This window comes from Nostoc sp. NMS7, assembly GCF_017115085.1.
Taxonomy (GTDB): domain Bacteria; phylum Cyanobacteriota; class Cyanobacteriia; order Cyanobacteriales; family Nostocaceae; genus Nostoc.
The window spans coordinates 1-21,416 of record NZ_JABXKJ010000168.1 but is presented as its reverse complement, the minus strand read 5'-3'; the positions used below and the strand labels follow the sequence as shown (position 1 = coordinate 21,416).

Below are 21,416 nucleotides of genomic sequence, written 5' to 3'. Positions count from 1 at the left end.
TTATTACTACTGATTCCAATATTAAATCAGGTAATTTTCTCGGACAAAATAATGTTTGGCAGATTACATTATACATGGCAACGAAAGTGCAGAGCTTGATGACTAGCCAACCGACAGAGGTCGATTTTCCAGTTAATTCCCTAAACGACACGGCTATAGTGCAGATGCCCACGCGGTTGAGCGTGCTAGAGGCTTTAGGCTTTAAGCAAACCTGCCAAGGCTTAATCCAGCCCAATTCACATCCCAAGCAAATCATTATTGACTTTCACCAAACTACTTTTATGGATAGTAGTGGTTTAGGTGCCCTAGTCAGTAATTTTAAATACGCTCAGGCGAAAGAGATTACATTAACACTGCGGAATGTAACACCTCAGGTAATGGCAGTCCTAAAACTTACCGGATTGGATCAAGTTTTTCCCCTAGAGTCTGTGGACGAGGGGTCGTTAATAGAGCCAGAAGACTTAGTAGATAATCGGAAGACAACTTCCCGTCAAGTAAAGCAGTTACCCACTACTCACCCTTCTGTGGCATCTTGGATGAAACGGTTCATAGACATTGTGGGGTCAGTAATTGGTTTATTAATTACAGGAGTTTTGTTTATTCCGATTGCGATCGCTATTCAAATTAATGATCCTGGTCCCATTTTCTTTAGTCAAACCCGTTGTGGTTGGATGGGAAAGCAGTTTAAGATTTGGAAATTCCGCTCTATGTGTGTGGATGCGGAAGCGAAGAAATCCGAAGTCAAAAACCAAGTGCAAGGTGCTTTTTTCAAGAATGAGAATGACCCCAGAGTTACTAAGATCGGGCGCTTTTTACGGCGAACTAGTTTCGATGAACTACCCCAATTTTGGAACGTCCTCAAAGGAGAGATGAGTTTAGTAGGCACCCGACCACCCACACCTGATGAAGTGGAACGCTATGAAGTACCGGAGTGGCAACGTTTCGATGTTAAACCCGGCATGACTGGCGAATGGCAAGTAAATGGGCGTTCTACAGTCCGTAGTTTTGAAGATGTAATTCGCCTGGATTTGCAGTATCAAAAAAATTGGAGTTTGCTCTACGATTTAAAGCTAATTTTCAAAACTATAACTATCTTGTTTAATAGAAACAGTGGTGCTGTTTAGCTAACTACCTTTATTCACAATTTTTTGGTAACTCGCAACTCTCAGGATAATTATTGGATGTACCCAAGCCTATTTTAGGCTTGGGTAAATTTTAGGATTCTGAAGAAAAAATGACAAAAGGCTGGCAGATATTTGGAAATCGCATTGAGTCAGCAATTCAAGAAAATATTGTGAACAGATTAGCAAAATTGCAGCAAGTTCACTATTGGCCTGATAAAACTTTTAATCTAGGAAAAATTCCTAATCTTCATAGTCTAATTCCTTATTCATTAGAAGCAAGAAAACCAGTTTTTGATTGTACCAGTGCAGATGGTCTGCGTGGGGCACACATTAGTAGAGCTAGAGACTCAGTTCAATATTTTGAGCCAATAGCAGAAAGACTTTTGACTGTGATTAACAGTATCTAAAAATACTTTCAAACTCCTTTTCAGCCTAATGCAAAGGCGCAAAGAAAAACTCTGCGCCTCTGCGTGAACTTAACCCACAACCTTACTCAACACCCACTAATTCAACCTGCTGCACCTCTGGCAACAAACGCTTCACACCTTGCTTAACAAACCCCTGCAAAAAACCAATTTGCTGATTTTGCCCAAATACCTTTTGCAAGGTTTGCCGCAAATTCTCCAAATTTAAACCAGTCCCCGAATCTATTGCTATTTCCTGTTGTTGGAAATACTCAATTAGACTTAACCCTGCTACTCTGGTCAGATAAGCTGCACTGACTCCCTGCACTAGGCCACCAGCAACAAAGGTAACGGCATTAGTTTTCAGAACAGTACTAATCGCCTTTGTAGAAAGTTCAACTAAACCCAATTTCAGCATCAAACTTCCCATTGTTCCAGCTACGGTTTGCGCCTGTTCTAGGGAAAATTTCTGCTGATAAATATTACCCAAATCCATTACCATTTGAGCATTAATTGCCGCAGTCGCCAGAATATCAAGGGCTGGTACTGGGTTAGCAAAGGCAGCAGCCGCAGCTATCCATTGATATTGTTCAATAATTGGGGTGGCGCGATCGCATCTAGTTCCATTTAGCCAGTTTTTTGCCTCAGCTTTCAATAACCCAGCTTTCCTCATGGTAGTTACCCAAACCAGGCGTTGTCCTTGCTGTGCCAAAACTTCACCCAACTGCTGGGTCAATTGCTGGATATTTGGTGCTAGTTGTTCCATCCACTCTTGCACAGAACCATCAGCTTCATGCTTTCGGACTTTGATGGGAATGGGAGAGGCCGCAGTTGCAACTACATTTCCCTGCATTCGCTGTTTCAATGACATCAAGACGCTGGCGCTTTCATCGGCTAAATACTGGTCTTGTTTGTTGAAAACCAGCATCGTGGGCTGATTTGCTGCCTTTAGCTGCTGTAAGGTTTGAAATTCTGAGTCTGTCAAATCACCGTTTGTCAAGAATAGAACAAAATCAGATTTTGCCACTTCTGCTAAAACAGCTGCATCTGAATTCTCACCCACTTCTTTAAATAAAGGTGCTGTCTCTTCTAAAGACACTAAATTTCGTGTCTCTAGATTTTGCTTTAGGACTTGAATTAAAGTACTTTTACCCACGGATTTACCGCCAGTCACAGCCACTTTAATTTCTTGTCTGTCTAATTCCAACAGCAATTGGGCAACTTGTTCTCTGAGTGTCTCTAATGCCCCATGGTTTTCTACTTCTTGTGCCAGTTGGTTTATTACAGTTTCAGCAATAGAAATCGCACTTTCCACAGTCGCCCGATCTACGAGCATACCATCTAGTTGTTCTAAACTGTCTTTCGGGCGATTTTGCTGGAATAACCATAAACCCCCACCTACAGCTAAGGCACTCAATAAACCAAACTCACCCACCTGCACTATAGAATCGTGCCAACTGTCCAACATCCACAGGGAAAAAGACAGTCCCAATCCTCCCACTAAAATTGGTCGCTGCAACTTCACAACCATTATTCTCCGCGCTTTTTGGATGGCTATATCTTCCAGAATAGACCAAAAATCTGCTTCTCCGAATTGAACAGGCGATCGAACACAACTTTCTTTACCTACAGATGGTTATGAAATTAACTTAAATAATCAAATGGTAGCAACAATATTAAAAAAAATTGCTACTTTAATATTCATGGTTAATACTTTTAGACTTTAGTACGTAGAGCTATCAAAAGCCTTGACTTGAAAACCACGACTGGCATAACTCTCTACACTTAATGTATGTGAAGCGGAATCTAAAAATAATCCTATAGCCTTATCTTCACAAATAAATTGCACTACCACAAATTCAACAGATAGTTAAATAAAATACCTGAGCATTAAAACAAAGCCCCGAAATCTTTTCAGATTACGAGGCTTTGTTTTATCTTTTATTTGGTGGCGGGAAGTGGATTTGAACCACTGACCTTCGGGTTATGAGCCCGACGAGCTACCAGGCTGCTCTATCCCGCGTCGCTCTTGACTTTTATAGCATAACCTAAAGTCAAGAGTTTGGCAACTACAAAAATGATAATTCTCCAATTACTTCTAAACGCTTGTATTTTCCCAAGGTGACAAACTTTTCTGAGAGTCTTTCTGCGGCGCTGGGACTAATCCAACCCATTTGTTGGAGTAAGTGAATCGCAACGGCATATTTTGCCCGTTTTGCCCCATCCATGACTTTAATTGCCAATCCCATGCCTTCACCGAGTCTACCAATGCACTGCACTCCTTCGGCACCAGCTTTACTGACCAGTTCCCCTGGAGTTAAACGCATCAGTTCGGTATCAAATTCTCCATCTCCTGCTACCATAGCGGGGTGATGAGTCATCGCACGGACGATGCGCTCCAGATCCAAGTTGGTACTAGAGGCTAACAGTGCATACAAAGACGCCATATGACCGAGTTGCATCAGATAAGTTGGTGCGCCACAGTCATCATGAGCGCTGATAAATTCCTCAGCTGGCATTCGCAGCAACTCTGCAACTTTACCCAAGATCAACTGCTGTATTGGGTGCTTGCGTTCCAAGTAGTTATTCAAGGGCCAATGACGTTGTTGACAAACGGCTAACATCCCTGCATGTTTTCCAGAGCAATTATATTCTAGAGGACTCCGCTTACCTTCAGGAATTGGACATTGGAGTACAGTTGGGTCAAGATCAGCCCGCCAAAGGATGTTAAATACCTGTCGGACTTGCTCTATTGTTCCTTTGTGGGAACTTGTGATAATTGCTAAGTCGCGATCGCTCAGGGCATAGCGTTCCAATGTACCTGTGGTAGTGACTGCGAGTGCCTGAAATGGTTTGAGGGCTGAACGGATAAATCCAGCAGTTTCAGAATTTCCGGCAACGGTTAGAACCCGTCCTCGCTCGTCGCATACAACAGCTTGAACTATATGCCGGGATTCAATAATACCTTCCCGCAGCAACCGGACTTCAAGTGCTGTGGATTGAGTTCGTTTTCCCATTGTCATGGGTTTATATTTATCACCTTTTTTAATTATTAGTCATTACTCATTGGTCATTAGTCATTAGCTAAGGACTAATGACTAATGACCAATGACTTTTTAAAACAAATGCCAAACTATAGTACCAATAACGAACATTCCCGCCAAGCCAGCAAAGGTAAATTGTAACCGCCGCAGAATCGGTTTAATTTCGTATGCAACAATCAAGCGATCGCGGTTGAGGAGTTCCTGTGGCTTCGTCCAAGTTTGACCATCATACCAACCGGACTCTTCATAAAAGACTGTGGGACTGCAAAGGCGATCGCACACGTAGAACCAACCTAAGTATAACCTTACCAGTGCCAGCACTACCCCGATACTGGCTCCGGCTGCACCACAGAGGAGAAAATGTGCAATATACTTGTAAGGGGGAAAACTTGCCGCAGCTACAGGCCCTGCTAAGAGCCAAGATAAACCCCAAATCCAAACAATTTTCGTGATATACTCGCGCCAATCTAAAGTGCTATCACGAAACAGCCAGGAGGTTTTTAACTGTTCGTACTCATTGAGCGGTTGTTGGTCTGTGGGAACTGGGCAATTGGAAACCGAAGACCTAATCATGTTGGCTTATCCTCACCCTGATCAGATTCTGGAAGGGAAATACGCTCTGCATGAATCCAGAACGCTTCTAAATTATAAAACTCCCGTTCTTTGGGCATCATGATGTGAACGATCACATCACCGTAGTCTTGTAGTACCCAACTCCCCTCGACTTTTCCTTCTGTCCTTAAGGGGCGCCGTTGCAACTCAGTTTCGACTTTTCCTTCAATTGCTTGAGCGATCGCCCTTACTTGTACCCTAGAATAGCCAGTCATCATCACAAAGTAATCAGCCAGGTAAGATACCTCTGCTACTTTGAGCAATATAATCTCACCCGCTTTGCGATCTGATGCCGCAACAGCGATCGTTGCAGCTAATACTCCGCTTGCATCTTCAGTTTGGGCGTGGCTCTTTACCACACTCTTCGTCAGTGGAACAGATTGTAAGGGGAAATTTCCTTGGAAATAATCAGTCATTAAACCTCAGGTGCTTTCTTTCTTTTGAAACAATTGTTTACATTTACTTACAAACAACAAACAATTGATCTGAAAATGTGTCAATAGGTTTTTTTGAATACTAACAAAAAAATAGGTGTCTATGGGGCTAGTTTGATAATTGGCTGTTTAGATTTCGACATCAGCAATCAGCAGTTGCGGATAGTTATTGTACAGCGATAAATCAACCAATAGCTTTCAAGCACAAATTTCCGGCAAAAATAATCGCCGACTAATCAAACAGCCTAATATTGTAAAGCTAGTGCAAGGAGGCATGAGGCAGAAGCAAACAAAGCAGATAAATTAAGGTTTTGTTACCTTTTTTAACTGGATAGTTATTTCGACCATGCTGGACTAATAATTTGCAGGTAACGCCACATCTATGCTTTAGGCTATCTACTAAAAACTACAATACAACACATTGCTGTATATTACTAAGTATAATTAACAAACCTCAAAATCTATTGTAACTTAGATACTGAGGGTAAAATTAAGTAGAATCGCACTGAAGGCGCGGGTATGTAATCTAACTTTACTGCCCTAGATTAAACTTCTTGTTTTGTAACTCTTGTGGACTGAATTGTTCCACGATTTGCCGTCAATGAGTAACACAAGGACTCATACTGATTTAAAGCTTGCTCAAAAGCATAATGTTCAACGGCATATTGGCGACTTTTATAACCGAGAGTTTTGACTTTTTCGGGGTTTTGGTACAAATCTAAAATTGCCATTGCTAAAGCTTGGGGATCTTCTGGAGGAACGATAACTCCGCCGCCACTTTGCCTGATAGCTTTTGCTGCTGTACCATTGTCAGGGACAGAGGCAACTAAGGCCCCTCCACTGGCAAGTAGCACTTGAATTTTTGACGGCATATTAAAGGATACAATATTTTTCTTTTGCACCACCAAGCCAACATCGGCAGCTGCTAACATTTGTGGCAAATATTTGCGGGGTTGAAATGGCAGTAGCAAAACATTATCTGCGCCACAGTCTAGACATTCCTGTTGCAATCGCTGTAAACCTTTTGCCTCTCCAACGATCACAAAAACAATATCTGGGATATGGCGCAACACAGAAGCAGCTTTGACGACGCTTTCTAAGCCTTGGGTTAGGGCAATGTTACCAGAATAAAGTACTACAAATTTGCCATTCAGATTATGTGCGGCGCGGAAAGGGTTATCTTTTTTAGGCAAAGGGCGGATAAAATTTACGTCAACCCAGTTGGGAATTTGCACAATTTTGTCAGCTTCTACGCCCTTAGATCGCAAATTTTCCACAAATCCATCGGCAATAACGCTAATTTTGCTGGCACTATGATAGGCAAATTTTTCTAATAATGTAAATAACTGGATGAGCAATTTATTTTTCAATAGACCGACGTGGACGGCTGCTTCTGGTAATATATCTTGTAGATTTAAGATCACAGGACAAGCACGTAACCATCCTAAAAGAGCAACTGGTACACAGCTTGGCAAGGATGGCGATGTTGAGAGAATAACATCTGGACGCCAACCGATGAGGGCAGGCACAAAACTAGTGACAACGAAACTAGCATCTAGTAATACCCGATCTAATAGGTTGGGTTGGGGACGAATCCAAACGTAACTACGTTGAATTTGAACGCCATTTTTGTATTCGTTGACATACCACTTGCCCCGATATTCCTGGTAAATTTGACGCTCAGGGTAGTTGGGCATAGCGGTGACTACGCGCACTTGATGCCCACGCTTCACTAGTCCCTCTGCTAGTTCAGTCATCAGTGGGGCAATACCAATTGGCTCTGGATAGTAGTTGTAGGAGTAAATTAAAATTCGCATAAAAAGTTAGTCCTAAGTACCCTAGTTTTTTATTTAATGACAAATATTTGTCTTAAACATAATTTGGAGCGGGGAAACTCCTATATCTAATTGTCGCTTCAGACTGTTTTTCTGTCAGGTATTTTCCTTAAAGATTGAGTAAACTTTGATATTAAATACTTAGGGAAACTGTGAATTTTTTTGACTATTTAAGCAGTGTTTCAAGTGTACATTTCTGATTGGTACGTAAGTAAAAACCCTAAGTACTCCGATATTAATTAAGGCTTTTTTATCATCCTAAGTAAGTGGGAAAGAATAAATAAAACTATGTTACGCAATGCAAACTTGATTAAATTGGCCCCTAGTAAGTGGCTCCATATCTTAAATACAAACCTTTAATTATTCACGCCCACTTACTTAGTTATTGAATGAGCGATCGCCCTTGTATTTTCTCCTTTTTTGCTGGTTCCGGTTTCCTAGATTTAGGTTTTGAAACTAGCGGTTTTAATATTGTTTACGTCAATGAAATCTTCCCCCCATTCATCGCCGCCTACCGTCATTCACGTCAGGTTCTCAATCTACCGTTGCCAGAATACGGGTATTCTGACGGAGAAGCAGGAGATGTAATCCAACTTCTGGAAGGTTTACAAACACAACACCTTGGCGAGTTAGTACAAGACTGTCGCAAATCTAATAATATTGTGGGCTTTATTGGCGGGCCTCCCTGTCCTGATTTTTCTATTGGCGGGAAAAATAGAGGACGTTTAGGAGATAATGGCAAGCTTTCCGCTGCTTACGTTGAATTAATTTGCCGCAATCTTCCAGATTTATTTTTATTTGAGAACGTTAAGGGGTTGTGGAAAACGACAAAGCATCGGTTATTTTTTGAATCGCTCAAGCAACAATTACTGGAAGCAGGCTATATATTAACAGAGCGGTTAATTAATGCGATCGAATATGGTGTACCCCAGGATAGAGAAAGAATTATTCTCATTGGTTTCCGAGAGAATTTTCTCAAGGATATCGGAATAAAAGTCGGTAGTGAAAAGTTACTTAATCAGGGGTATTTACCTTGGGATAATCACATTGTATATCCTCAAAAAAAGGTTTTTGCTTATCCTTGGCAAAAGTGCGAACCATTCCAAGAAAATTCCATAAAGCCTTGTCCTGATGGCATTCCTCAAGAATTAACAGTTGAATACTGGTTTAGAAAAAATAATGTGCTGAAGCATCCCAATGCTGACAACTGTTTTCAACCAAGGGCAGGTATCACAAGATTTGCTGCTATTGATGAAGGAGATGATTCTAAAAAGTCTTTCAAGCGTCTTCACAGATGGCGTTACTCTCCGACAGCTTGCTATGGAAATAATGAAGTACATTTACATCCCTATAAAATCCGGCGAATATCTGTAGCCGAAGCTTTAGCCATACAATCTTTGCCGGCAAATTTTGTACTTCCAGAAAATATGTCGCTCACGAATATGTTTAAGACTATTGGTAATGGTGTACCATACTTGGCATCGAAGGCATTAGCTAAAACTATTATTAACTTGTTAGGAAATAGCGTGATAAATACTGTTGATATTCCTAACGTTACTGCTGCCTAATGTCAATTTAAATACTGACAGTAATTCTGCGACATCTACAAAGCCAACATCCAAGAGAAGTCAACAGATTGTTTTCAGGATAAACTCGTAATAAATGTGGTTTAATATATATATAAGAAATGGTTTAATTTTTTATAAAGTTTAATAATCAATCACTGGTAAAAGACACGATGGCAGCAGACTATCCCGATATTGATATTGCGCCATTTATCGATCACGCCCTGTTAACGCCAACAGCTACTCCAGAGCAGGTTGAGCAGTGGTGTGAAGAAGCATACAGATTCAATTTTGCGGCGGTTTGCTTATACCCCGCCTATGTCAAACAAGCAGTCGAACTCCTCCACGGCAAGAACCCAAAAGTCTGTACGGTGATTGGCTTTCCTGCTGGTGCGACGACTTCAGCAGTGAAACTGTATGAGGCTCAAGAAGCGGCGGATAGTGGGGCTACTGAGTTGGATGTGGTAATGAATTTGGGCTGGTTGAAAGCTGGTAAAACTGAAGAAGTCCACCGAGAGATTGCCGAAATTTGTGAAGAGACTGGGCAAACTGTCAAGGTAATTTTGGAAATCAACCTGTTGACAGATGCGGAGAAAAAAATAGCTGCGGAAATAGCTATGGAGGCGGGAGCGGCATTCTTAAAAACTAGTACAGGTTTGAATGGCGGTGCAACAGTGGCAGATGTGCGACTTTTGCATGAATTGGCCAAAGATAGGGTGGGAATTAAAGCTTCGGGTGGTATCCGCACTATCCATCAAGCCTTAGACTTAATTGTAGCGGGTGCTACTAGATTAGGCACATCTCGCGGTATGGATTTGCTCCGCCAACGCGATAACCTGGGAAAGAGTGAATAGTCATTTGTCATTTGTCATTTGTCATTTGTCCTAAGCTGATGACCCTTGACTAACGACTAATAACTAGTGACTAATGACTTAAGAACTAATGAGTAGAACCTACAAAGCAACTGGTATTAATCTTAAAACCCAGGCGTTGGGAGAATCGGATAAAATAGTGACGATTTTGACACGGGAATTCGGTTTGATTCGAGCAGTGGCTCCAGGGGCACGTAAGCACAACTCCAGCCTGGGCGGTAGGAGTGGGATGTTCGTTGTGAATGAACTATTGATTGCCAAAGGGCGATCGCTTGATAAAATTACTCAAGCACAGACGTTAAAAACTTATCCTGGTTTAGCTAAAGATTTGGGAAAATTGGCTGCCAGTCAGTATTTAGCAGAAATAGTCCTGTGTCAAGCTTTGAGCGAACAACCCCAAGAAGAACTTTATGAGTTGTTCAATGAACATCTCCATCGGTTGGAGGCGGTATCTAGTGCAAATCCATCTGGTGTTTTGGCTCATCTGGCTCATGGAGTGTTTCACCTTTTAGCCTTAGCAGGACTGACGCCGCAAGTGCAAGTTTGCTGCCTATCTGAGCGTCCCCTCAAACCAGACTTTACAGACCCCAACTGGCAGGTAGGATTTAGTATCCCTGCGGGTGGAACGGTTTCTTTAGAAGCTAGGGAACGTTTACGAACAGAGGGGGAGAGGGAGATGAGGGAGATGAGGAGAGACCAATACCCAATGCCCCATGCCCAAACAGTTGTTGTGCATCGGCAAGAAATACCTGTGATTTCTAGTCGTCTGGGTGCTATGGAATTGGCTTTGCTTCAACATCTGTCACAACCAGAGATAATGCAAATTGATGGTGCTAGAGATCATAACTGGTTATCTGTTGAGCAGATTTTGCGCCAGTATGCTCAGTATCAATTAGGTCGCCCTATTCGCTCTGCTACCTTGATCGACTCTTATTTTGCTGCCAACCATGATGCAACCGTCTGATTTGGATAAAAAAATCCTGCCTTTGTCACCAAGCCTCGTCAAAAAACAGAATAGGGCATTAGATCCTACAGTTAAGAATGACTTGAGTGCCGTTTCCAAGTGTACACCTAGTCAAATTAATGGCCAAGAAATGTCCCCAAAAGAGGTTTCTAAAAAGGATCAAAGTTGGACAGAGGAGATCCCAAAAACTGATGTTTCAAGTCAATTAGAAACACCATCTGAGGACAAATTAACCACTGCTGAGGTAGATAGCAACGGCGATGCCTGCGGCGGGGAAGACCTACGCAATGGGCAAAATTTCCCAGCAGCCACGATCGCAGAAAAAGAACCATCGAAATTAGATGGGTCTGGTTCAGGTGGAGAAGCAGTTACAAAGAATGTAACACAACAGGGGTTTTTGCCTGTATTAAAAAACCCTAATTTCCTGGCTCTTTGGGGCGGTCAAGTTTTTTCCCAACTGGCAGATAAAGTTTATTTGGTGCTAATGATTGCTTTGATTAATACTCAGTTTCAAGCAAGCAATCAGAGTATTAGTGGTTGGGTATCAGTCTTGATGATGGCTTTTACTATTCCAGCCGTATTGTTTGGTTCCGTTGCTGGTGTGTTTGTCGATCGCTGGTCGAAAAAAGCTGTGCTGGTGGCAACGAATGTTTGGCGCGGCATCCTGGTTTTATCAATTCCCTTCCTGGTGTGGTTAACTCATGATTGGAAACCCATAGGAGTGCTGCCAGTAGGTTTTATAATCATCCTGGGCGTAACTTTTTTAGTTTCGACTTTGACGCAGTTTTTTGCCCCGGCAGAACAGGCGGCAATTCCTTTGATCGTAGAAGAACAGCATTTGCTGTCGGCAAATTCGCTTTACACGACAACGATGATGGCATCAGTGATTGTGGGGTTTGCCGTCGGGGAACCATTGTTAGCGATCGCAGATGGACTTTGGCTGCAAATTGGTGGTAATGGTAGTTTGGGCAAAGAACTTTTAGTCGGTGGTAGTTATGCGATCGCTGGACTAATTTTATTCCTCTTGGCAACTAAGGAAAAACACCACGATCCCGATACAGAATTCCCTCACGTATTCTCTGACTTGCGGGATGGTTTCGGCTACCTCAAAGCAAATCATCGCATCCGCAATGCTTTACTTCAGCTGATTATCTTGTTTTCTGTCTTTGCAGCATTAACTGTTCTAGCCGTTCGCATGGCAGAAATAATTCCCAACATGAAAGCCTCCCAGTTCGGCTTTTTACTAGCAGCCGGCGGTGTTGGCATCGCTGCGGGAGCAACAATTCTCGGTCAATTTGGTCAACGCTTCTCCTATACTCAACTAAGTCTGTATGGTTCTATGGGCATGGCAGCATCCCTGATTGGTCTATCAGTATTTACAACCCAACTATGGCTAGTATTATTACTGGTGGCGCTATTAGGGATCTTTGGGGCGCTAGTGGGAATTCCCATGCAAACAGCGATCCAAACAGAAACACCTCCAGAGATGCGTGGTAAAGTTTTTGGCTTGCAAAACAATGTAATCAATATTGCCCTCTCCTTACCTTTGGCATTAGCAGGTGTAGTAGAAACCTTTCTGGGATTACAGGTAGTTTTTTTGGGATTAGCTGCGATCGTCTTTTCAGGAGGTATATTAACCTGGTATAACTCATGTAAATAGTTAGTTATTATTCATTACCTGGAAGTAATTACTAATTTCATTAAAGCTTTTCTGTTCATGGTAAACTATCGTCAGTGAAAATTTATCACATACTTGCAGGATATCAATCTGACCTTAGTGAGAATAAGTTGTTTAAATATCAGAAAATAACAACTTATAAATAGAATAAATAAAGCCATAAATCCACTGGTTTAATCAGCTTAAAATAGGCTTTTTAAACTAAAGTGTCGTGGGAATCTGTAATAACTAAAAAAACCAGCAAGTATACCTAGATAAAATAAAATCACAAAGCATACAGAAGTAATAGATCAACCCCGCTTTTCTTACAGCTAAATAAAGAATGCGTATAGCCTGGATTGGAAAAAAATCGCCCTTTTGCGGCAATGTCACCTATAGTCGAGAAATTACAAATTCCTTGCTAGATAGGGGACATGAAGTTAGTTTTCTTCACTTCGCCCAGGAAGAGTCGGAACCTGACAACTGGCCAAATCTTCGAGAGGTTTCTCTCCCTTTCATTTACAAGTCCCAGGTTTACACAATTCCCACTTTTAAAGCGACCAAAGTTTTAACCGATTCGCTGCGGAAAATCAAACCCGATATAGTCCATGCTTCCTTAACGCTATCTCCTCTAGACTTTTTTCTACCGGAAATCTGTGAGGAACTGAGGTTGCCCCTAATTGCCACTTTTCATACACCTTTTGCTGGTAAGGGGGCAAAGCTGATATCGGGAACACAACTTTTGGCTTATCAGCTCTACGCACCTTTTTTAGTTAACTATGATCGCGTGATTGTATTTTCTCAAATTCAGCGAGAATTATTGGCAGGGATGGGTGTAAGGAAAGAAAATATTGCTGTAATTCCCAACGGTGTTGATATAACTAAGTATTCTCCAGGACTTTCTCAAGTCAAAACAGAATTTAAAGCTGAACGCTTGTTTGTTTATCAGGGTCGCATAGCACCAGAGAAAAATGTTGAAGCCCTCCTCCGGGCTTGGAAGCAGTCGGCAATGGAACCTGGTACTAAGTTATTGATTGTCGGCGACGGCCCTTTGAAGTCTTCTTTAGAGCCGTTTTTTGGTTCAGAATACGGCATTAGCTGGTTGGGATTTGTCGCTGATGAAGACCGACGCATCGAAATTTTGCGGGGCGCAGATGTATTTGTTTTACCTTCATTGGTAGAGGGTTTGTCCCTATCTCTGTTAGAAGCAATGGCATGTGGGTTGGCTTGTTTAGCAACAGATGTGGGTGCAGATGGAGAAGTATTGGAAAAGGGCGCAGGTGTAGTTATTAATACCAAAACAGCGCGATCGCAATTAAGAACCCTCTTGCCAGTGTTCCAAGACCATCCAGAGTTAACAACCTTACTGGGGCAAAAAGCCAGACAGCGTGTATTAGAACGCTATACCCTGAGTAAAAATATTACTCTGCTGGAAGAACTTTATAAAGAAGTTTTAGCACAGCGACCTCTACCGCTAAGTCGTAGAGCGTAGGGAAAAGGAAGAAGTGCGAACAATCGCATTTCTATTCGTAAGGACTTTAGTGCTTACTACGTACTTGCTTACCCATCAATTTAAACTTGATAGACTAGTAGCGTGTGTTATGACGGAGTTCGTAAGGCACCAAGTCATAAAATGTAAATCATTATTGGCAAAATTTAATATATTAGTTAACATCAAATAACAGTAAATTAAAGCTACAAAATCAACAGATGACTGCAATTATTGGTCTAAAAACATTATATAAATCCAATTACCTGCAATGGTTAGAGGAGACTATTAAATGTCTCAAACATCGGCAATTAGCAGATATTGACTATGAAAACTTAATAGAAGAATTGGAAGATTTGGCTAAAAACGAGAAAAGGCGAGTAAAAAGTCTGTTAGAACAGATTATTAGACATTTATTACTTTATCAATATTGGGATTTAGAAAAGCCAAGAAATGCTAATCATTGGGCAGCAGAAATCATTAGTTTTCGGAATCAAATCAATGAAGATTTAAGTGCCAATTTACGCAATCATTTAGAGGATAATTTTAGCATAATTTATAGCAATGCCTTAGATTATGTTAAGGCTAAAACACAGCTAACCAATTTACCTGAATTATGTCCTTATACCTTAGAGCAAATTTTGGATAAAAGTTGGTTGCCTTAATCTTAAATTTTGATTCTTTGCGCGAGACATAATTCATATTTTAACTCACCAATACCATAAAATTAACTCGCTACAACTTATCATATTCTTCTGGTTCTACGTTAGGGACTTTATTCAAAACTTGCTGGAATTTTTCCCAACTACCGCTTTTGGCTTTTTCTTCCAAATAGTCTTTGGTCATCCATGCGGAAACTTGTGCAGATAAGGCAATAGTTGTAAGTTGTTCAATGGAAATATTTTCTCTGGCTGCTAAAGCTTCAATTTTGCTATGCATTTGTCATTATTTCGCTATTAGTAGCATTTTTACCGTAGTGACCAGCTTCTAGTTTACCTATCGATCAATTAATCTTTGAATTATCCATTAAAGACCATCCTAAACTGGTTGGCTGTTCATAAACCCGCTTTAGAGTGTTTACATCTCTCGGAGAAATCGGCGGCGGGTTACGAACTTGAGAAAAGTATAAAGCATCAGTTTGTAGCGGACTATGACCCCAAATTCCTAGCGCATGACCGAATTCGTGACGGGCTGCTGCAATGAGATACTCACCTGTTTGACTGGGACTTAACAAGATGGTGAAGCGGTGGGATAAAACTTTGTTGCTGGTGTATAACTCGTAAGTGGTTTGTGCCGATCGCGCACGGGATATATTACTACCAGGGGAAATTTGTAAAGGTGGCGCTTTTCGGACAATCGTAATATCAGCAATTTCTGGCTGTTCGACTATTGTTAAAGGTAAATAAGTACTCCACTCCTGTACACCCTGCAAAACACCATTAACCCATGCTTGAGCTTGGTTTTCGCTGACGGCTTTTGGTGGTTCTACGTAAACTCGAACCGGAAATTGTGACCAGACTAAATAACCAACTTGGGTTGTTTTGACTTGGGAAAAGTAGTCACCACTGTTGGTACTATCTTGCCAGCGTGCGAGTGTGGACGGTAAGGGATGGGGTTTTGGCGAAGATGAGGTGGGGAGAGAAATTATTAAGTCTGAATATACATATTTTGGTATTATTGTCAACCCATGACTCGACTGGAGATTAGTAAAAACGATTAACAGCCCTGTGCCAATAAATAAGGCAAGAGCTGTAATTAACCGTGGTGAAATTAAATTTATTAGAGTGTTAAGTATTGGGTGTTCGGTTCTTCCCCCCATTTACCTATCCTTATTTAGGCAGCCAGCCAGCACTTAAAACTACTGTTAAACCGAGAAAAATTACTGTCAATGCCCAAGTAATTCGGTTTAAGGTGTTTTCTGCACTCTTGGCGCTGCTAAATAGCTGGGCTTGTCCGCCAATAGCCCCAATACCATCACCTTTGGGGCTATGCAGTAAAACTAAGATAATCAAACCAGTGGCGGAAAATGCCCAAATGCCTTGCACGATATTAGTAACTGTCATGGGAGGAATCTCATTTATAAAAAGTTTCAAAAAACAGGAGTTGGGAGTTGGGAGTTGGGAGTACAGACGCGATTAATCGCGTCTGTACAGGAGTGGGAGTTAGGAGTTGGAAAGGTTTTAATTGATCACTGTTAACTCTTAATTATTCACCCCTCACTATGAACTCTTCACTCCTAACTCTTTTACAGCCCTACTTGCACGGGGGTGCGAGTGCGTTGTAGCTCATATTCTGCGGTTTTCAGCAGCGATCGCCCGGTCATTTCTGGTGGCTGAGGCAGCTGTAAAATCTCTAGAATTGTGGGGGCGATGTCGGATAGCTTGCCATCGCTTCGCAGTTCGACATTTGTACCATATCCAGGGATTTTGACTTTCTCGCCTTCCACCAAGATGAAGGGGACTGGATTAGTGGTATGAGCTGTCCAAGGATTACCCCCATTATCTAGCATATACTCAGCGTTGCCGTGATCCGCAGTAATAATTGTTGTACCACCGACTTTGATCACGCTCTCTAACAAGCGTCCCAAACAGCGATCAACTATTTCAACTGCTGTAATGGTAGCGTCGATTTGACCAGTATGCCCTACCATGTCTGGGTTGGCATAGTTAATCACAACTAGGGAATACGTACCCTTTTGAATTGCAGCGATCGCTACATCTGTAACTGCTACTGCTGACATCGCTGGGGCGTGATCGTAAGTCGCTACCATCGGGCTGCTTACCAGTTCCCGATCTTCTCCAACAAAAGGTTCCTCCAGACCCCCATTAAAGAAATAGGTGACGTGGGCGTATTTTTCTGTTTCGGCAGTGCGTAACTGCTTCAGACCATGATTGGCTATAACTTCTCCCAGAATGTTACTGAGATTCTGAGGCTCAAAGGCTACAGCCACGGGTAAATCTGAATCATACTGCGTAAAGGTAACAAAAGATAGCGGTGTGATTCGCTGTCTTTCAAAACCGTTAAATGTGGGACTTACCAAAGCTTGAGTTAGTTGTCTGGCGCGATCGGGGCGGAAGTTGAAAAATATCACCCCATCCCCTGGTTCGATTGCACCGGGAGCCATTCTAATTGGGTTGACAAATTCATCTTTTACCCCTTCGGCGTAAGATGCTAGCAAGACTTCCACAGCTTGGCGATCGCTACCCACACCATTTTGGGTCATCACATCGTAGGCGCGTTTGACCCGATCCCAGCGGTGATCGCGATCCATCGCGTAGTAGCGACCGCTAAGGGTGACTATGCGCCCAATTCCTCTGCGGTCTATATAATCTTGTAGCAGTGTGATTGCTTTTACACCGTCAGTTGGCGCGGTGTCACGACCATCAGTGATGGCGTGAATACAAACTTCTGGAATTCGCTGGTCTTTGGCTAAGTCAAGTAGTCCGAATAGATGGGTGATATGCGAGTGTACCCCTCCCTCAGAACAAAGTCCTACTAGATGCAGCTTGCTATTCCGAGAACGAACTTCCTGGCAAATTTTGAGGAGTGCTGGGTTAGAGGCAATAGAACCGTCTTCGACTGCATCGGAGATGCGGACAAGTTCTTGCGGTACCACTCGCCCAGCACCAATGTTCAAATGACCAACTTCCGAGTTACCCATTTGACCCTCTGGCAACCCTACAGCTTTTCCTGATGTGTGGATGAGGGTATGCGGGTAAGCTGCCCATAAAGTGTCCACGATTGGAGTTTTAGCAGCAACAATAGCGTTTCCTCGCGTTTCTTCGCAGTAGCCCCATCCGTCTAAAATGACTAGCACCACAGGAGCAACAGGTGCTTTGGTCATAGTAAAATTGCCCTTTACTGTTTGTAATATCCGAATGATACCACTGCTAATCCACGCCGCAAGTGAATTTTTGCTTATTAATTTCTTTGATCAGGGACTTGCAGTTTTTTGAAAGATTTTTAAATTTTAGTAATTTTTCTGTAATATTTTTGAACGCTAATAAGCAGTGATTACTTAGTAGTAGCCTTTTCGCACTACTACTAAGCCATTTTCTACTTGATCATTTCCTTTTCGTGGAAGCTTTAGCAGCTTTAGCAGCTTTTTTCGCTGTTTTTTCGGCTTCTATTGCAGCTAATTTTGCTTGTTCTTTCTCTTCGGCAATTTTTTGGAGATAGTAATGATAATCTCCTAAGTAAACGCGGAATTCACCATCACGAATTTCGACGATTTTGTTTGCTACCTCAGAAATAAAGTAGCGATCGTGGGAAACTACTATTGCTGTACCATCATAATTTTTGAGTGCTTCTTCCAGCATTTCTTTAGCTGGAATATCTAGGTGGTTTGTCGGCTCATCTAAAATTAGTAAGTTCGCGGGACGTAAGAGCATTTTTGCCAACGCCAGACGAGCTTTTTCTCCGCCACTTAATGCCCCAACTGCCTTAAATACAGTGTCACCAGTAAATAAGAAGCGTCCCAAAAGCGTGCGGACTTCTTGATTATCCCAGTCGGGAACTTCATCATGGATAGTTTCCATGACAGTTTTCTTCAAATCCAAGGCTTCAGCTTGATTTTGCTCAAAGTAACCCGGAAGAACGTTATGATCGCCTAATTTCACGATACCTTCTGTGGGTGGTTCCATACCCATAATCACGCGCAGGAGGGTAGATTTCCCAGCACCATTAGGGCCAAGAAATGCAATGCGATCGCCCCTTTCAATTAGGAGATTTGCTGCCAAAAACAGGATCTTATCACCATAAAGATGAGTTAAATCTTTAATTTCCACTACCTCGCGTCCACTGCGGGGTGCAGGCGGAAAACGGAAGTGTAGAGTTCTCATCCCACCAACGGGTGCTTCAATGCGCTCGATTTTGTCGAGTTGCTTTTCCCGGCTTTTTGCCTGGGTACTGCGGGTAGCACTGGCGCGAAATCTATCAACAAAGGTTTGCTGTTTCTCTAATTCTTTCTGCTGGCGTTCGTAGGCGCTAAGTTGTGCTGATTGATTTTCGGCTTTTTGTAATAAATATGCCGAGTAGTTACCTAGGTAGGTAGCGGAAACGCCACGTTCAGTTTCCACAACTTGGGTGCAGAGGCGGTCAAGGAACTCCCGGTCATGGGAGACTATTACCATCGGCGTAATTAGCCCTCTGAGGTAATTTTCCAACCACTCAATGGTTTCTAAATCGAGGTGGTTAGTCGGTTCATCCAGCAGCAACAAATCGGGTTTTTGCAGGAGGATTTTACCCAAACTCATCCGCATTTGCCAACCACCACTGAAGGCGCTGACGAGGCGATCGCCATCTTCTAGCCCAAACCCCATATCTGGTAAGATTTTCCCGATGCGTGCGTCTAAGTTGTAGCCATCCAAGGCTTCAAATTGGCGCTGCAAGCGATCTAACTTGTCGATCAGTCGATCCAGTTCCTCTGGGCTAGCCGTTTCCATCTCTTGTGGCACCTGCGCCAGAGATAACTGTACTTCGTTGGCTTCTTTGAAGACAGTCCAAAATTCTTCTCTAACGGTGCGGGTGGGGTCTACTTCAAACTCTTGGTTGAGGTAAGCTATGTGTAAGCTATTGGGACGAATGATTTCGCCGGCGGTGGGTTCAATTTCCCCAGAGATGATTTTGAGTTGGGTGGATTTTCCAGCACCGTTGACACCGACTAAGCCAATGCGATCCCCTGGTTTAACTTCCCAGTTGATATCTTTGAGAACTTCGCCTGTGGGATAAATTTTACTTATATGTTCTAATCGCAGCATTAAGTTTCTCTGAGGTAGGGAGTGGGTGGTTGAAGACGAAGTACTAACACCGCTTCTAATATTAACAAAAATTAACTATAAATTCGTCGTGATCAAGTCTGGGGAGGCGAAACCAAATTTGGCTTGAGCCACGGATAAAATTTACCACATCTATCTCAAGGCTGGCTTTGCGTTACTTGTCTAACTTCTTCAACACTCAAATCTAACGCCTGTGCTACTTGTTCTACAGTCAACCCTGCTGCTAAGATTGATGGTACTGCTTTGAGTTTCCCTTGAACCTTACCTTGTTCAATACCTTGTTCAACACCTTCCTGAAAGGCTTCCTGATAAAATCTGGTTTGCTTTAACTCGCTTAAGCCAAACATTTCCTCCATCTCCTCCCTAGTCATTGTGGGAAACTTGTAAGCCAAAATAGTCTCTATAAATTGTAATAACTGCTGCTGTTTTTGTGGTGAACTTATCTCTGAATTGGTTCTATATATCAACTCCCTAGCTTGTGCGATCGCTATATCGTCGGTTGCAATTACTAATTTAGCAGTTGCAATGCCAATTGGAAGCGATGCAGCCTCACCTAATTCATCCAAATAAATCCGCCTGACGCGCCCACTTGTGAAAAACTCACGGTAATGTTTGATATCTCCTGTATCTACATTCCTGTTTGGGTATAAAACCACAGCACTCCAGTTATTTTTTGGTTTATTCTGACGCAGGTATAAACAGACTTCTGCAAATAGCCGAGAATAAATTTCTCCATCGGCTTGAAATTGCACTTCAACAAAGTAAATCTGGTTCTCGCTTCCTTGTATAGGCAGAAATACCCTATCGATTCTGAAGGCTGTTTGTTTGATTTCAACTGATGAAAATTGATAAAGGCTAGCTGATTCTGGAGGATTATCAATAAGCTCAAAGAAGATATCAGGGAATTCTTGAAACAGGCGATAAAAGATGATGTCTGTTTTCACAATTTTATATCACTTGAAGATTTGGATTTGCTGTTTATATGTTAGTTTCTTCTTCAGAACCATCGCGCACTTCCAGCAACCGCTCTTTTGCAATCCCTAATATACGTGATATGGGCGCTAACAAACTATCATTAAATGCTTCTCCAGCATAAATATTATTCAGTTCATCGGGGGATAATTTAAAGCTATCGCACAATTTAGTAAACTCCTGATTACTCAAGTCAAGTTCTTTTTGTCGATCACTAAGTAAAATAGCGATCGCTCTAGTTCCATGCTTCGGACGCTCACTATTTATGATATATTTTCCCATTAAATAATTGACTTTATTCGCATCGCCGCCCATTTTTTTAATTAAATCAGTACAAGCCATTTTTAATGCTTTCTTTAAAACTTCTTGCTCATTTAAAAACTTAATAACTTCACTGGCATAATGTGGTTTAAAAAATCCCACCAAATCACCTTGATGATAAACTGGTATATAAGGATCATTTGATTCAACTTGCCAATCTAAAGGTTCGTTGCGTAGCGACATAGCTGCACCCATAAATATTTTCAGATTTCACTATTTTAAAACCATTTATTCCTTAACTGCCAGTGGTTAGATTTTGGTCAGATATCTAAAACTTTTAAGTATCCGCTCAATAAATAGGGGATAGGAAGAAAAATAAGAGGATACAAAGGGTCACACCGGATTG

General features: G+C 42.0%; 20 protein-coding genes and 1 tRNA gene. 8 read left to right on the top strand and 13 right to left on the bottom strand.

Annotated features, from left to right (window positions below):
* Positions 1 to 74: 74 nt before the first annotated feature.
* Together HWQ38_RS18070 and HWQ38_RS18065 are read left to right on the top strand one after the other, a co-directional pair.
* The gene (locus HWQ38_RS18070) at positions 75 to 1,124 is read left to right on the top strand and encodes a sugar transferase (protein WP_292795977.1); all 1,050 of its coding nucleotides are present in this window, start codon (positions 75 to 77) and stop codon (positions 1,122 to 1,124) included.
* Positions 1,125 to 1,234: 110 nt separating this feature from the next.
* A complete protein-coding gene (locus tag HWQ38_RS18065) occupies positions 1,235 to 1,531 on the top strand; it encodes a hypothetical protein (protein ID WP_292795974.1) in 297 nt (98 codons plus the stop codon).
* 82 nt (positions 1,532 to 1,613) lie between these two features.
* Here the strand turns inward: HWQ38_RS18065 and HWQ38_RS18060 are convergent, their stop codons facing one another.
* The 6 genes from HWQ38_RS18060 to HWQ38_RS18035 all read right to left on the bottom strand — a co-directional run bounded on the left by HWQ38_RS18060 (position 1,614) and on the right by HWQ38_RS18035 (position 7,435).
* On the bottom strand, positions 1,614 to 3,059 hold the full coding sequence (locus HWQ38_RS18060; protein WP_292795971.1) for a YcjF family protein: 1,446 nt from the start codon (positions 3,057 to 3,059) through the stop codon (positions 1,614 to 1,616).
* A 415-nt stretch (positions 3,060 to 3,474) separates the two neighbouring features.
* A tRNA-Met gene (locus HWQ38_RS18055) sits at positions 3,475 to 3,551 on the bottom strand.
* A 46-nt stretch (positions 3,552 to 3,597) separates the two neighbouring features.
* Complete coding sequence (locus HWQ38_RS18050; protein ID WP_292795968.1) at positions 3,598 to 4,551, bottom strand: asparaginase; 954 nt, start codon at positions 4,549 to 4,551, stop codon at positions 3,598 to 3,600.
* A gap of 93 nt (positions 4,552 to 4,644) precedes the next feature.
* The gene (locus HWQ38_RS18045; protein WP_292795966.1) at positions 4,645 to 5,145 is read right to left on the bottom strand and encodes a CGLD27 family protein; all 501 of its coding nucleotides are present in this window, start codon (positions 5,143 to 5,145) and stop codon (positions 4,645 to 4,647) included.
* Complete coding sequence (gene rsfS, locus HWQ38_RS18040) at positions 5,142 to 5,600, bottom strand: ribosome silencing factor (protein WP_292795965.1); 459 nt, start codon at positions 5,598 to 5,600, stop codon at positions 5,142 to 5,144. The genes HWQ38_RS18045 and rsfS overlap by 4 nt, the downstream gene beginning before the upstream one ends.
* Positions 5,601 to 6,163: 563 nt before the next feature.
* Positions 6,164 to 7,435 carry a glycosyltransferase family 4 protein gene (locus HWQ38_RS18035; protein WP_292795962.1) on the bottom strand — a complete coding sequence of 424 codons (1,272 nt, stop codon included), beginning with the start codon at positions 7,433 to 7,435 and terminating at the stop codon, positions 6,164 to 6,166.
* A gap of 407 nt (positions 7,436 to 7,842) precedes the next feature.
* On the opposite strand from HWQ38_RS18035, the gene HWQ38_RS18030 reads away from it, so the two are divergent.
* From HWQ38_RS18030 to HWQ38_RS18005, 6 genes are all read left to right on the top strand, one after another.
* Positions 7,843 to 9,021 (top strand): DNA cytosine methyltransferase, encoded by a 1,179-nt coding sequence (locus HWQ38_RS18030; protein ID WP_292795960.1) that lies wholly within the window; start codon positions 7,843 to 7,845, stop codon positions 9,019 to 9,021.
* Positions 9,022 to 9,191: 170 nt separating this feature from the next.
* A complete protein-coding gene (deoC, locus tag HWQ38_RS18025) occupies positions 9,192 to 9,872 on the top strand; it encodes a deoxyribose-phosphate aldolase (protein ID WP_292795957.1) in 681 nt (226 codons plus the stop codon).
* Positions 9,873 to 9,960: 88 nt separating this feature from the next.
* Complete coding sequence (gene recO / locus HWQ38_RS18020; protein ID WP_292795955.1) at positions 9,961 to 10,854, top strand: DNA repair protein RecO; 894 nt, start codon at positions 9,961 to 9,963, stop codon at positions 10,852 to 10,854.
* Positions 10,841 to 12,514, top strand: a complete 1,674-nt coding sequence (locus HWQ38_RS18015) for an MFS transporter (RefSeq protein WP_292796003.1) — start codon at positions 10,841 to 10,843, stop codon at positions 12,512 to 12,514. The genes recO and HWQ38_RS18015 overlap by 14 nt, the downstream gene beginning before the upstream one ends.
* Before the next feature lie 340 nt (positions 12,515 to 12,854).
* Positions 12,855 to 14,003: a glycosyltransferase family 4 protein gene (locus HWQ38_RS18010; RefSeq protein WP_292795952.1), complete on the top strand. Its 1,149-nt coding sequence runs from the start codon at positions 12,855 to 12,857 to the stop codon at positions 14,001 to 14,003.
* 218 nt (positions 14,004 to 14,221) lie between these two features.
* Positions 14,222 to 14,665, top strand: coding sequence for a DUF29 domain-containing protein (locus HWQ38_RS18005; RefSeq protein ID WP_292795949.1), 444 nt, complete (start codon positions 14,222 to 14,224; stop codon positions 14,663 to 14,665).
* Between the two features lie 70 nt (positions 14,666 to 14,735).
* Here the strand turns inward: HWQ38_RS18005 and HWQ38_RS18000 are convergent, their stop codons facing one another.
* From HWQ38_RS18000 to HWQ38_RS17970, 7 genes are all read right to left on the bottom strand, one after another.
* Positions 14,736 to 14,939: a hypothetical protein gene (locus tag HWQ38_RS18000; RefSeq protein WP_292795947.1), complete on the bottom strand. Its 204-nt coding sequence runs from the start codon at positions 14,937 to 14,939 to the stop codon at positions 14,736 to 14,738.
* Positions 14,940 to 15,003: 64 nt separating this feature from the next.
* Positions 15,004 to 15,819 (bottom strand): peptidase, encoded by an 816-nt coding sequence (locus HWQ38_RS17995; RefSeq protein WP_292795945.1) that lies wholly within the window; start codon positions 15,817 to 15,819, stop codon positions 15,004 to 15,006.
* A gap of 10 nt (positions 15,820 to 15,829) precedes the next feature.
* The gene (secG, locus tag HWQ38_RS17990) at positions 15,830 to 16,063 is read right to left on the bottom strand and encodes a preprotein translocase subunit SecG (RefSeq protein WP_196523427.1); all 234 of its coding nucleotides are present in this window, start codon (positions 16,061 to 16,063) and stop codon (positions 15,830 to 15,832) included.
* Positions 16,064 to 16,245: 182 nt separating this feature from the next.
* Positions 16,246 to 17,844: a 2,3-bisphosphoglycerate-independent phosphoglycerate mutase gene (gpmI, locus tag HWQ38_RS17985; RefSeq protein WP_292795939.1), complete on the bottom strand. Its 1,599-nt coding sequence runs from the start codon at positions 17,842 to 17,844 to the stop codon at positions 16,246 to 16,248.
* 220 nt (positions 17,845 to 18,064) lie between these two features.
* Positions 18,065 to 19,759 (bottom strand): ABC-F family ATP-binding cassette domain-containing protein, encoded by a 1,695-nt coding sequence (locus HWQ38_RS17980; RefSeq protein WP_292795937.1) that lies wholly within the window; start codon positions 19,757 to 19,759, stop codon positions 18,065 to 18,067.
* A gap of 155 nt (positions 19,760 to 19,914) precedes the next feature.
* Positions 19,915 to 20,721 (bottom strand): Rpn family recombination-promoting nuclease/putative transposase, encoded by an 807-nt coding sequence (locus HWQ38_RS17975; protein ID WP_292795934.1) that lies wholly within the window; start codon positions 20,719 to 20,721, stop codon positions 19,915 to 19,917.
* 34 nt (positions 20,722 to 20,755) lie between these two features.
* Positions 20,756 to 21,265 (bottom strand): hypothetical protein, encoded by a 510-nt coding sequence (locus HWQ38_RS17970; protein ID WP_366933316.1) that lies wholly within the window; start codon positions 21,263 to 21,265, stop codon positions 20,756 to 20,758.
* Positions 21,266 to 21,416 lie beyond the last annotated feature (151 nt).